Raw genomic sequence first — 12,968 nt, 5'->3', positions numbered from 1 at the left:
GCAATCGATCAGCACGTCGCCTTCGGGCGTCGACAGGCGGAAGCAGGAACCGGTCACCGTTCCGGCGGCGCCATGGAAGGTCAGCGACAGGGGCATAAGTCGGCTCCTTCAGATGCTCACCCCACCGCCACTCCGCTGTTCTCCGCGGCGTGGGCCTGGGCGAAGGTGAAGTCGGCGTTGGTGCCGGCGTGGATGCGGTACAGCGGCTCGCCCCGGCGCACCGGCTCGCCGACCTTGCGAAGCAGGTCGATGCCGGCCCCCTTGTCGGTGGGCGCACCGGCCAGCCGCGCGATGCGGGCGAGGCGGTAGCAGTCGAGCGACGACACCACCCCGTCGGCCGGCGAGGCGACCTCCGCCACCAGGGACCCAAGGGTGGCCACGGCGGGCGGCGGACCCTGCAGGGCGATGATGCGTTCCATGGCGGCCAGTGCGGCACCCGACTCCAGCAGCTCGCGCGCCCGGCGGTTGCCGCTGCCGCCGCGGACGGCGGGGTCGAATTCCAGGATGCGTCCGGCCAGCAGCAGGGCGCGCTCCTTCAGGTCGGCGGGGGATGCGGGGTCGTTGCGCAGCACGGCCATCACGTCGCGCGCCTCCAGCACCGGGCCGATGCCGCGCCCGACCGGCTGCGAGCCGTCGGTGATCGCCACCTCCAGCGTCAGGCCGAGGCGGTCGCCGACATGCTCGAACAGCTTGCGCAGGCGCACCGCCTCGCCCGCGGTGCGGATCTTGGCGCTGGGGCCGACGGGGATGTCGATCAGCAGATGGGTGGAACCGGCCGCCACCTTCTTCGACAGGATGGAGGCGACCAGCTGTTCGCGGGTGTCGATGGCGAGCGGCCGTTCGACCGAGATCAGGATGTCGTCGGCCGGCGACAGCCGGACATGGCCGCCCCAGACCAGACAGCCCCTGGCCTCGCGCACCAGGGCCTGCATGCGCTCCACCGGCAGGTCGACGTTGGCCAGCACCTCCATGGTGTCGGCGGTGCCGGCGGGGGACGTGATGGCGCGCGACGAGGTCTTGGGGATCGGCAGGCCGTGGGCGGCGACGATGGGCACCACGATCATCGAGGTGCGGTTACCGGGGATGCCGCCGATGCAATGCTTGTCGGCGATGGTGCCGCCGCTGACGTCATTGAGGCCCTCCCAATGGAGGCGGGTGCCGGCGGCGATCATGGCGCGGGTCAGGCCCAGCACCTCCGCCGTCGTCATGAAGCTGGCGCAGGCGATCAGGAAGGCGGCGATCTCGATCTTGGAATAGCGCTGCTCGGTGACGTCGCGGACGATGGCGGCCAACTGGTCGTCGGTCAGAGCGGCGCCGCCGACCTTGGCGCGCACCAGCTCGAAGCTCTCCGGCGGGGTCGGCGGGACGAGATGGACAGCGGATCCCTCCGCCAGTCCCAACTGACCGAAGGCGGGGTCGGACAGGCCGATCTCGTCGGGGCCGAGGATGGCCGGGTCGTCGACGACGTTGAGGACCGCCAGCAGGGAGCGGCCGTCGTTGCGCACCTCCACCCGGCCCAGCCCGAGGAAATCCTCGACATGATAGCGGCTGCAGCGGCGGTTGAGGAAGGCGACGTTCTCCCGGACGGTGTCGATCGCCAGATGTCGAAGCGTCAGCATGCGCACAGTCTACGCCCGGCCCGGCGCATCAGCGTCGCCGAGCCTGCGCGTCAGCCATGCCGGGTCTTACGCGCTGCGGTTGATCCGGATCATTGGCGGGACGGAGGGGCTGTGCCTATGGCTAGCCGCAGCATCAGGTGCTTTCCCGCGCGATGAAGGTCAAGCCGAGGTCGAGGCGGCGTTGCGGTGGGTCCTTGCCGTCCATCAGGTCGAGCAGCATCGCCGCGGCGTGGCGGCCGATGGCATAGCGCGGCGTGGCGACGGTGGTCAGGGTCGGCGTGGTCCAGGCCGAAGCCGGCAGGTCGTTGAAGCCGGCGATGGCAAGCTGGTCGGGCACGCGGATGCCGCGGCGCTGGCACTGGAACAGGGCGCCCTGGGCCAGATCGTCGTTGCAGAAGAACACCGCGTCGCAGTCGCTGCCCTCCGCCATCAGCCGGTCGATCATCGCCGCACCGAGTTGGATCGAGGACCGGTCGGGCAGGCGCCAGACGCGCGTCTCGTCATACAGCCCGGCCTCCTCCAGCGCGTGGCGGTAGCCGTCGAGGCGCGCCAGCGTGCGGGGGTCGAGCTGCACGGCGACGAAGCCGATGCGGCGGTAGCCGCGCGCCAGCAGGTGGGTGGTCATCAGCCGCCCCCCCTCCTCCTGCGAACAGCCGACGCTGAGGCTGTCGGGATCGTCCAGCAGTTCCATCATGTGGACGGTGGGGCTGGACAGTGCGGACAGGTAGGTGCGGGCGACCGCGGTGTGGTCGGTGCCGGTCAGCAGCAGGCCGTCGGGCTGGAACTGGAGATAGGTGCGGATCAGCCGCTCCTCCTCCTCCGGCGAGTAATGGGTGACGCCGATCAGGGCGCGGTAGCCGCGTGGCAGCAGCATGTCGTGGATGCCGGCCAGCGTTTCGACGAAGACCATGTTGGTCATGGACGGGATCAGCACCGCCACCGTCATCGACCGCGCCGAAGCCAGCGCGCTGGCGGCCTGATTCGGCACGTAGCCCATCGACTGCGCGGTGTCGAGGATGCGCTGGCGCAGCTCCGGCACCACCAGCTCCGGCCGCTTGAAGGCGCGCGACACGGTGATGGCGCTGATGCCCACCCGCTCCGCCACGTCCGCCATCGTCGCGCGGCCGGTGCGCGACGAGCGCGGCTTGCGCGTCTTGACCGCCGGGGTTGCAGTCCCATCGCCGCCACGGGTCGTCACAGGGCTTCGTCCTTCCGTTTCCGGCCGGCGCGACGGAAGGTCGCGCGGGCGCGCTGGTCACCGGTGTGTATCATACTCGCCGACCGCCGCATCCCCTGCGGAAGCCTTCCGTTCGGTGCCCCGATTCCGAACCGGGGCCTGCAACCCGCGGCCATGTCCGATCAGTTTGTCCGCAACTCAAACAAAACTCTTTACGGCCGTCAAGGTTAGCGCTAACAGTATCGCCACCTCGTCTCGGCGTCATCTGCGATTTCCGGCCGGCAAGGCCGGTGATATCGATTTGAGCTGATGATGATAGCGCTAACATAATTTTGTCGGTGCGTGGGCCGCCACGATCCCGGTCGTGGGGGCGGTGCTGCACCGGTCTTCGGGAACACGAGCCTCATGAACGGTCCCTCCATTGCGCCGTCTCCCGGCATGAACGTCATTTCCCCAGAACCACCGGGCGGGGCGCCGCTGATCGTCGTGGTGATGGGGGTCGCCGGCTGCGGCAAGTCCAGCGTCGGCCAGAGCCTTGCCGAGAAGCTGGGCGACGTGTTCATCGAGGGCGATGCCCATCATCCCCCCGCCAACATCGAGAAGATGTCGGCCGGCATCCCGCTGACCGACGCCGACCGCGACGGTTGGCTGGGCACGCTGGCCGGCTTCATCGCCGAGGCGCATCGTGCGGAGCGCGGGCTGGTCGTCGCCTGCTCGGCGCTGAAGCGGCGCTACCGCGACCGGTTGCGCGGTGACTGCGAACGGGTGGTCTTCCTGCACCTTCACGGCGACAAGGCGCTGATTTCCTCCCGCATGGGGGCGCGCACCGCCCATTTCATGCCCACAGCCCTGGTCGACAGCCAGTTCGCCGACCTGGAGATGCCGACGGCCGACGAGGCCGTGCTGTCCTATGAGGTGACGATGCCGGCCGAGGCCATCGTCGCCGATGCCTATGCCCGCCTGACCAACACCGGCGGGAAATCGAACCAAGGCGGCGGAGCCGCTGGGAATCAGAGCGGCGGAGCCGCTGGGAGGAACGCATGAAGAGCGTTGCGGATCTGCTGGAGCGGATCACCGAATGGATCATGGCGGCGATGCTGGCGGTCATGGTCGGTCTCGTCTTCGGCAACGTCGTCCTGCGCTACATCTTCAACAGCGGCGTCGTCGCGGCGGAGGAGATCGCGCGGCTGATGTTCGTCTGGCTGGTGTTCCTGGGCGCCACCGTGGCGCTGCGCCACCAGCGGCATCTGGGGCTTGAGATCCTGCAGGCCCGCCTGCCCTTCAAGGTGCGCCGCGCCTGCGCGGTGATCGCGCACCTGATGATGCTGTACGCGCTCTATCTGTTCGTGCAGGGCAGCTGGATCCAGCTGCTGATCGGCATGGAGACCTTCTCCACCGTCCTGCGCTTCCCGATGGCCTTCTATGCCGCGGCCGGTTTCTTCCCGGCCATCGCCATGGCGCTGATCGTGCTGGCAAACCTGTGGCGGATCGTCACCAACCAGCCCGGCGCCCGCATCCCCGGCGACCCCGACACGATGATGGACCATCCCGACGCGCACGGCCCCGCCGTCGCACCTCCGGCTGTGCCCGGCAGCCATCCCGGTGCAGCCGTCGCCAAGCGCTGAAGCCCAGCCCAGAAGACCCTTTGCGGACGGAGACGCCGCCATGACACTCACCATTTTCCTGGGCTCGCTGTTCGGCTTCATGCTGCTCGGCATGCCCATCGCCTTTGCGCTGATGCTGACCGGCGTCGCGCTGATGGTCCACCTCGACTTCTTCGACGCCCAGCTGGTCGCCCAGAACATGCTGAGCGGCGCCGACAACTACCCGCTGATGGCGGTGCCCTTCTTCATCCTGGCCGGCGAGCTGATGAACGCCGGCGGCATCTCCCAGCGCATCATCAACCTGGCGGTCAGCCTGGTCGGCCACATCAAGGGCGGCCTGGGCTTCGTGACCATCGGCGCTTCGGTGATGCTGGCCAGCCTGTCGGGGTCGGCCATCGCCGACACCGCGGCCCTGGCGACGCTGCTGATCCCGATGATGCGCGACCACGGCTATCCGGTGCCGCGCTCCGCCGGCCTGATCGCGTCGGGCGGCATCATCGCCCCGATCATCCCGCCCAGCATGCCCTTCATCATCTTCGGCGTGACCACCAACACCTCGATCAGCTCGCTGTTCATGGCCGGCATCGTGCCCGGCCTGCTGATGGGGCTGGGGCTGATCGGTGCCTGGGTCTTCGTCGTCCGCGACATGACGGTGAAGCTGCAGCCGAAGGCCAGCGGCCGGGAACGGCTGAAGGCGTTGGGCGACGGCATCTGGGCGCTGGCCCTGCCGGTCATCATCATCGGCGGCCTGCGTGGCGGCATCTTCACGCCGACCGAGGCCGCGGTGGTCGCCGCCGTCTATTCGCTGTTCGTGGCGCTGTTCGTCTACCGTCAGGTGACGCTGCCGCAGCTGGTCCCGCTGCTGGTCCAGGCGGCGCGCACCACCAGCACCGTCATGTTCCTGTGCGCCGCCGCCCTGGTGTCGTCCTATATGGTGACGCTGGCCGACCTGCCGCAGCAGATGACGGAGCTGCTGGCCCCGCTGATGGGCCATCCCAAGATGCTGATGCTGGCCATCGCCCTGCTTCTGCTGGCCGTCGGCACGGTGATGGACCTGACGCCGACCATCCTGGTGCTGGGTCCGGTGCTGACCCCGCTGGCGATCAAGGCCGGCATCGACCCGACCTATTTCGGCGTGATGTTCGTGCTGATCGGCACGCTGGGCCTGATCCATCCGCCGGTCTGCACGGTGCTGAACGTGGTGTGCGGCGTTGCCCGCATCTCGCTGGAAAGCGCCACCAAGGGCATCTGGCCCTTCCTTTTGACCTACATCGTGCTGGTGGGCCTGCTGATCGCCGTGCCGGAGATCGTCACCGCCCCGCTGCACCTGGTTCACTGACGCGTACCCAAGTCCAAAAGCCTAAAACCAACCAAACACCAGACGCCAATCACCAGATGGCAAGGGAGATCGACCCCATGTTCCGCAAACTGCTGCTCGCCACCGGCATCGCCGCCGCCCTGCTGGCTCCGGTCGCCGCTTCGGCGCAGGACGTGAAGACCCGCATCATCCGCTTCGGCTACGGCCTGTCGGAAAGCAGCAACCAGGGCCGCGCGGTGAAGTATTTCGCCGAGGAGCTGTCCAAGCGCAGCGGCGGCAAGCTCAAGCTGAAGGGCTTCGGCGACGCCAGCCTGGGCAGCGACATCCAGATGCAGAACGCCCTGATCGGCGGTGCGCAGGAGATGATGGTCGGCTCCACTGCCACCCTCGTCGGCATCGTCAAGGATTTCGGCGTCTATGACCTGCCCTTCCTGTTCAACAACGAGAAGGAGGCCGACGCCGTCCTCGACGGCCCGTTCGGCGAGAAGCTGCTGAAGTCGCTGAACGACAAGGGGCTGGTCGGGCTGGTCTATTGGGAGAACGGCTTCCGCAACCTGACCAACAGCAAGCGGCCGATCACCAAGCTGGAGGACATGGGCGGCATCAAGCTGCGCGTGATGCAGAACCCGGTCTACATCGACATGTTCAACCGCTTCGGCGCCAACGCGGTGCCGCTGGCCTTCTCCGAGCTGTTCACCGCGATGGAGACCGGCACGGTCGACGGCCAGGAGAACCCGGTCACCACCATCCAGTCGTCGAAGTTCTATGAAGTGCAGAAGTATCTGACGATCTCCCGCCACGTCTACAGCCCGTGGATCATGCTGGCCAGCAAGCGCTGGTACGACGGCCTGTCGGCCGACGAGAAGAAGATCCTGAACGAGGCCGCCGTCGCCTCGCGCGAGTTCGAGCGCAAGGACAGCCGCGAGGCCTCGGCCCAGAGCATCGCCTACCTGAAGGAAAAGGGCATGCAGATCAACGAGCTGAGCCCGGCCGAGCTGGAGCGCATGCGCGAGATGGTCAAGCCCGCCTTCGACAAGTACGCCGCCGACGGCGGTGCCGAGGTGCTGAAGGACCTGCAGGGCGCCATCGCCGCTGCCCGGAAGTAACCGCGGCGACGCCGGTTTCAGGGATGACGGGGGGCGGTTCGGGTCATGCCGGCCGCCCCCACTGTTTTTATCGGTTTCCGAGTGAAGGGTTTATGCACCGGAGCGATTTGCAAACCGGTCCTTAGGTATGATTTCTGGGTAGAGGTATGGGTGCTTGTCGGAATTTTGATAATAGAACGCGCTAAATATTTGTTCTACAATCATATTGGATTTCAATTTACGTGGATTTAACAAAACCGCGACACGATCGGTATGGGTGTCGACCCGTCATTCGGATGTGTTGCGGGGTGTTTCGATGTTCAAGACGTTGCCTTTGGTGACCAAGCTGGTGCTTGCGATCGGCCTTGTACTCCTGGTTGGATTGAGCGTTGGTACGGTGGTGATTTCCGCCAAGAGCGGGTCGGATACCGACGCGCTGTCCTTCGAGGTGGGAGAGGCGCTGGGCAAGTATCACGCCGCCACCGTCGAACGGCGGCTGAACGAGGCCATGAGCATCAGCCGTCACATCAGCACCACCCTGCTCGCCCTGAAGCGCCAGGGAGTCGTCGATCGCGACAAGGTGAGCGCGTGGCTCAAAAGCCTGCTGATCGCCGATCCAAAACTGCTGGGTGTTTGGGTGGGCATGGAGCCGAACGCACTCGATGGCAGGGACAAAGACTTTGTAAACGCCCCCACCGGAGACTCCACCGGGCGATTCATCCCCTACTGGAACAGAGTCGGCGACAAGATCAACTACCAGCCGCTATCCAATTACGAAAGCTCCGGCGCTGAAGGATTCTATTACAACGAAGCGAAACGCACGAAGCATGAAGTCATCGTCGAACCTTATTCCTATCTTGTGGCCGGGAAAAATGTTCTGATGGTTTCGCTCGTCGTTCCGATCATGGAAGACGGCAAGGTCATCGGCGTTGCCGGCGTCGACATAGCCAACGACGAAATCTGGAATGAACTGAAATCGGCGAAGCCATTTGGGACGGGTTCGGTTTTCCTGGTTTCCAATGGCGGCGCCTGGGCGGCCTACAGCAATCCCGAACATCTGGGCAAACCGATCCTTGAGACCAACCCCAGACTTAAGGACGCGATGCCCGCCATCCGCGAAGGCCGACCCTTCGCCCATTTCTCGGTGTCGGCCAGCCTGGGCACCGAGGTGAAGCAGCTGTTCAAACCGGTCGTCATCGACGGCACGGGGACGCCCTGGGCGATCCTGGTCAACCTGCCGATCAATCAGGTCGAGCTGCCGAAGCAGGCGCTGACGCACTTCATCGCCATCGGCGCAGTCCTGCTGACCGCCGCGCTTCTGCTGGCGCTGTGGCTGACCAGCCGCGTCGTGATCGGCCAGCCGCTGCGCCGGATCATCGCCACCATCCAGGCGCTGACCGCCGGTCGGCGCGACGTGGAGGTTGCCGACAGCGACCGTGCCGACGAAATCGGCGCCATCAACAAGGCGCTCCAGCTGTTCAAGGAGAATGCCGGCCGCGTCGCCGAGATGGAGGAGCAGCGCCGCCTCGACGAACAGCGCGCCGCCGGGCAGCGCAGGGAGGAATTGGCCCGGTTGGCCGACCGCTTCGAGGGATCGGTCGGTGATGTGGTCGCCAATGTGGCGCGGCAGGCCGAGGCGATCCGCACCGATTCGGAAGGGTTGTCCGCCATCGCCGCGCAGACCAGCGCCCAGGCCGCTGCCGTCGCCAGCGCCGCCGATGTCGCCAGCGGCAACGTGCAGACGGTGGCCGCGGCGGCGGAGGAGCTGGCGCATTCCATCGAGGAGATCAACCAGCGCATCGCCGCCTCCTCCCGCATGGCGAACGACGCGGTGGGCGAGGTCGAGAAAACCAACGGCACGGTCGCCGGTCTGGCCGAAGCGGCGCAGAAGATCGGCGAGGTGGTGACCCTGATCCAGTCGATTGCCGGGCAGACCAACCTGCTGGCGCTGAACGCCACCATCGAGGCGGCGCGGGCGGGGGAAGCTGGCAAGGGGTTCGCCGTGGTGGCGCAGGAGGTGAAGAACCTCGCCAGCCAGACCGCCAAGGCGACGGAGGAGATCGCCGGGCAGATCGCCGAGATCCAGGCGGTCAGCGGCAACGCCGTCGGCGCCATCCAGGCCATCGGCCGCACCATCCTGGGAATCAGCGAGACGGTGACCGCCGTCGCCGCCGCCGCGGAGGAGCAGGGGGCGGCGACCCGCGAGATCAGCCGCAACGTTCAGCAGGCCGCCACCGGCACCCGCGAGGTGTCGGCCAACATCGACGGTGTCACCCGTGCCGCCGGCGAGACCGGCAGCATGGCCGCCCAGGCCCGCGCCGCGGCCGACACGCTGTCGCAGCAGTCGGCTCAACTGCGCGGCGACGTGCAGCGCTTCGTGGCGACGATCCGGGAAGGGTGAGACCGGGAGGGGGCCGACAGCCCCCCGCTGAGAGCCCGTTTGAAAAGGGTTGGCTGTAACGGCGTGATATGATTCAAACTTTGGATGTGGACCGAAGCGACGCGCAGCCGAATGGCCAGGATTGAGAAGAAGACGAAGCGGTATTCGACGGACCTGACCGATGAGGAGTGGTCTCTGATAGAACCGCTGATGCCGGAGAAGGCCGCCACCGGCCGTCCGAAGACTGTAGATCTTCGGGAAGTCTTGAACGCCTTGCGCTACTTGGCCCGGACGGGCTGTGGCTGGCGGCTTTTACCGAAGGACTTCACACCGTGGCAGACGGTGTATTGGTGGTTTCGGCATCTCCTGCGGCGATTGCTGTTTCAGACGACCCACGACGTGGCGTTGATGATCGACCGTGAACGGGCTGGGCACGAGGCCAGCCTGAGCGCCGGGGTTGTGGACAGCCAATCGGTGAAAGCTCCCGCCGCCGCGAAGCGCGGCTATGACGCGGGCGAGAAAATCAATGGGCGCAAGCGGCACATCGCGGTCGACACCGATGGCCGCCTGCTGATGGTGAACCTGACCACGGCTGACATCTCCGACTCTGCCGGAGCCCAGAAAATTCTGGAGGCGATGCGCAAGCGTTGGCCGTGGATGAAGCACCTCTTCGCCGACAGCGCCTATGATCGCAAGAAGCTGATGGACAAGGCTGCCTTCCTCGACTTCACCATCGAAGTGGTCCGGCGAACCGACACAGAGCCAGGGTTCAAGGTCGTACCGCGGCGCTGGGTGGTCGAGCGGACCTTCGGATGGATGACCCGCTGGAGACGTCTGGTTCGCGATTACGAAGCGTGCATCGACGTCTCCGGCGGCATGATACAGCTTGCTATGGCAAGCCTGCTACGTCGACGAGTCTGCCACTGAAGCGGTTGTCAAACGGGCTCTTATGCCAGAGAGTGGAAGCATATGCCCGCAGCGTTCCCGATCCGAGAAGACGCGAGCGCCAGCGAGTTGCGCATCCTGGCGCGGCTGGCCGGCATGGGCCGTTAAGCCCTGTAGCTGCGCGGGCACGTCATTTTCCGCCGTCTTGTCGACAACTTGGACATCGACGTATAGCTCGGTTGTTATTATTGAATAGTCCTTATTGAATATAATAAAAATGCATACTATCTTGCAATCTACTCATGGCTCTCATAGGGCAATGCTCAGCGAGGCGGCATGACTGTTTCAGCGCCAGGATTGTACGCGAATCATTATCATCTTTTTTCATTGCGCAACATGTCAAATCAGCGTAATCTTATATGGCCAGCAAAAGATTTTGAACAATTATTCGTCATATCTTTTGCAAGGCGCTGCTTTTGATTGATGTTCCATGACAAATCATGGGTGCACGCAATGCGCATAATAGAAAAGTATGAAACAACAAGCACCAATACCGATGCAATAGAATTGGCGCAAAAAGGGGCCGATAATTTTACTGTGGTTTGGTCTCATTCTCAAACTGCCGGGAGGGGACGGCATAATAGGAAATGGGACTCAATTTCTGGAAATGTGTTCTGGTCAATTATTGTAAGGCCTCAAGAAGACTGGCCATCATTTGTTGATTTGGTGTTTGTCAATGCATTGGCTGTAAGAAATTCAATATCTCAGGAGATTCGCAATAGTAATAAATTATGGATGAAGTGGCCGAATGATATTATTATAAATAATTTCAAGATTGCCGGATCACTTCTTGAAACAAGCGGAATTGCCAATGGGACGCAGCCGGAATGGGTTGTGATTGGTACGGGAATTAACGTTACCAATCATCCAGACGGCGAAGGAATGCTGTACCCTCCAAACTCACTCCATGGCCTGGGCTTTAAGGAAGCGACAAGGGATAGCCTAATTCAACGGCTGAATGTCGAGCTTCCCCGCCAAATTGATCTGTGGCGCGAGTTTGGATTTGGCAAAATTTTGGATGATTATAGACAGGCATCTTTCAAGATAGGTCAGAAAATTACAGTTGGATTCGGGTATGATAAGTCAACATATCAATCTGGAATTTACGAAGGAGTTAATGAGAGAGGAGAATTATTGCTTTGACTTCGGATAAAACTTCTAAAGATAATGAGTTCACATGATGTGATACTTATTAGCAAATAAATACTTTTTAAAAATACAATTTATCTTAATAAATATAGGATTTTTACGATGCAAACAATTATATCTTTGGTTCAGAAGCGCAAGGATTTCCGTTTTTTTGTTTCGATACTAACTGTATTCTTCTATGCCTTTCAGCATCCACTTACCAATCCATTCTATCGCACTGTGGCACAAGATTCTGTTGGGCAAATGAGAGCCTTGTTGATCTGTGAGGCAGCTCTTTTGATCGCATATCTGGGACTTTTAACAATCAGTGAAGTAAGAATAGGAATTAAGAAAATAATATTCGACATAAATTCTTTTGGAGTGATTATTTTATCCATGATAACCGGTTATGCAAGTTTATACACTTACATGATTGCTCAATCATCACTGTCGCCAAATGAACTTTCTATGATACTTAACGCTTCTCCAATGACATCAGTGGCTGTTGCTTTTATAATATCAAGACAAAAATTTGATCGATCCTATTTTATTGTGGCGTCGATTCTATCAATATTTATCGTAGGTTTGACATATTTCTATAGTGATAAGAATCAATATTGGAGCTTTGACCTTAGCGGATATACAGCAGCTCTTTTGACGCCTGCGCTTTTCTACACGACCATTCAGATAATTGCCGAGAAATTTAAAGATAACCCTCAAAAATTGATAGGTGCTATTACATTTTCATCGATTCTCGGGTCTAGCCTTATGATGATGGTGATTGGTGTATACTTCCTGCAATCTGACATAAGTTTCCATTATGATAAAGCCAATTACTTGATCGTTGTCTTGATGATTATTGGAACAGTTGTGCCGGCTTTCTTTGGTAGAATTCTCTACCACATAACATTGGAGGTTTATAAAAGAAGCCAGGAACAGATATCAATTCAGTTCTACCTAATTCCAGCATTCACCGTTTCCATATCATATGTATTGTATAGAATTTACCCTGAAGCAACACAAGAACCAAAATTGTATCAATTGAGCGGAATTGTTGTTGTTGTTGGTGTTTTGATGATTTACTCTGAGTACAAAAAAAGAAACAAATGAAATGGGGCATGCCCACACCGCCATGCTAGTCGGCTCGGCCGGGCGGCGACGTGCCGCGTCGTCACTCCAGCGTCGGCTCCGTCCGCTGGCCCACGCGGCGCTGCGAATCAACGGCGGCGCGCAGGCGGTCGCGGGCGGCTCCGCGGCTGCCGGCGGTGGCGGCCGGGCGCAGGCCGTTCAGTGCGGCCAGGAAGTTGGTGCCGGCGTGGCCCTTCGGTTCGGAAACGCGGCGGGTGGGCATCGCCGGGATCTCCTGCGTCACCGCATCCTGGTCGGCGGCAATTGCCGTCGTTTCGGCCGCCGCCGTCCCGGCTGCCGTCAGCCCGGCCACTTTCGCCTGGGCGCGGGTCTGCTGGGCCTCCACCCGGGCGCGGGCGACGATGCGCTCGCGCAGGTCGGCATCGAGCGTGCGGAACACGCGCGAGGCCTCGGTCAATTCGCGTTCCCCCCCGCTGTCGAGCGTGCGCTTCAGGGCGTTCGCCAGCAGGCGGCATTCCAGGACGCCGGGCACCCGTTCGCGCTCCACCGCCCGGGCGAAGACGCCGACGGCTTCGAGGGGTTCGCGGTCAAGGGTGCCCTGGGGCATGGTGCGGGCTGATCCA

11 protein-coding genes are annotated in these 12,968 nt (G+C 62.1%); 8 read left to right on the top strand and 3 right to left on the bottom strand.

Annotated elements, in window-relative coordinates; translation table 11 throughout:
• Positions 1 to 116 precede the first annotated feature (116 nt).
• On the bottom strand, positions 117 to 1,619 hold the full coding sequence (locus I71_RS06575; protein ID WP_042692695.1) for a thymidine phosphorylase family protein: 1,503 nt from the start codon (positions 1,617 to 1,619) through the stop codon (positions 117 to 119).
• A gap of 133 nt (positions 1,620 to 1,752) precedes the next feature.
• A complete protein-coding gene (locus I71_RS06570) occupies positions 1,753 to 2,817 on the bottom strand; it encodes a LacI family DNA-binding transcriptional regulator (protein WP_083897018.1) in 1,065 nt (354 codons plus the stop codon).
• A gap of 384 nt (positions 2,818 to 3,201) precedes the next feature.
• On the opposite strand from I71_RS06570, the gene I71_RS06565 reads away from it, so the two are divergent.
• The 8 genes from I71_RS06565 to I71_RS37165 all read left to right on the top strand — a co-directional run bounded on the left by I71_RS06565 (position 3,202) and on the right by I71_RS37165 (position 12,366).
• Positions 3,202 to 3,840 (top strand): gluconokinase, encoded by a 639-nt coding sequence (locus I71_RS06565; protein ID WP_083897017.1) that lies wholly within the window; start codon positions 3,202 to 3,204, stop codon positions 3,838 to 3,840.
• A complete protein-coding gene (locus I71_RS06560) occupies positions 3,837 to 4,421 on the top strand; it encodes a TRAP transporter small permease (RefSeq protein ID WP_042692691.1) in 585 nt (194 codons plus the stop codon). The genes I71_RS06565 and I71_RS06560 overlap by 4 nt, the downstream gene beginning before the upstream one ends.
• A 40-nt stretch (positions 4,422 to 4,461) precedes the next feature.
• Positions 4,462 to 5,739 (top strand): TRAP transporter large permease, encoded by a 1,278-nt coding sequence (locus I71_RS06555; protein ID WP_042692688.1) that lies wholly within the window; start codon positions 4,462 to 4,464, stop codon positions 5,737 to 5,739.
• A 77-nt stretch (positions 5,740 to 5,816) separates the two neighbouring features.
• Positions 5,817 to 6,824, top strand: coding sequence for a TRAP transporter substrate-binding protein (locus I71_RS06550; protein WP_042692684.1), 1,008 nt, complete (start codon positions 5,817 to 5,819; stop codon positions 6,822 to 6,824).
• A gap of 295 nt (positions 6,825 to 7,119) precedes the next feature.
• Positions 7,120 to 9,204 carry a methyl-accepting chemotaxis protein gene (locus I71_RS06545; RefSeq protein WP_042692681.1) on the top strand — a complete coding sequence of 695 codons (2,085 nt, stop codon included), beginning with the start codon at positions 7,120 to 7,122 and terminating at the stop codon, positions 9,202 to 9,204.
• An 84-nt stretch (positions 9,205 to 9,288) separates the two neighbouring features.
• The gene (locus tag I71_RS06540) at positions 9,289 to 10,110 is read left to right on the top strand and encodes an IS5 family transposase (protein ID WP_083897016.1); all 822 of its coding nucleotides are present in this window, start codon (positions 9,289 to 9,291) and stop codon (positions 10,108 to 10,110) included.
• A gap of 441 nt (positions 10,111 to 10,551) precedes the next feature.
• Entirely contained in the window at positions 10,552 to 11,271 is a 720-nt protein-coding gene (locus tag I71_RS35665; RefSeq protein WP_083897015.1) for a biotin--[acetyl-CoA-carboxylase] ligase, read from the top strand.
• A 108-nt stretch (positions 11,272 to 11,379) separates the two neighbouring features.
• Positions 11,380 to 12,366 (top strand): hypothetical protein, encoded by a 987-nt coding sequence (locus tag I71_RS37165; protein WP_148294167.1) that lies wholly within the window; start codon positions 11,380 to 11,382, stop codon positions 12,364 to 12,366.
• Between the two features lie 61 nt (positions 12,367 to 12,427).
• On the opposite strand, the gene I71_RS06535 is transcribed toward I71_RS37165, so the two are convergent.
• Positions 12,428 to 12,968, bottom strand: a 541-nt coding sequence (locus I71_RS06535) for a hypothetical protein (RefSeq protein WP_244433678.1), incomplete at its 5' end; no start/stop codon positions are given.

Source organism: Azospirillum sp. B506 (genome assembly GCF_000333595.1).
In the GTDB taxonomy this organism is placed as follows: Bacteria; Pseudomonadota; Alphaproteobacteria; order Azospirillales; family Azospirillaceae; genus Azospirillum.
This window is presented reverse-complemented; position numbering and strand designations above follow the sequence as displayed.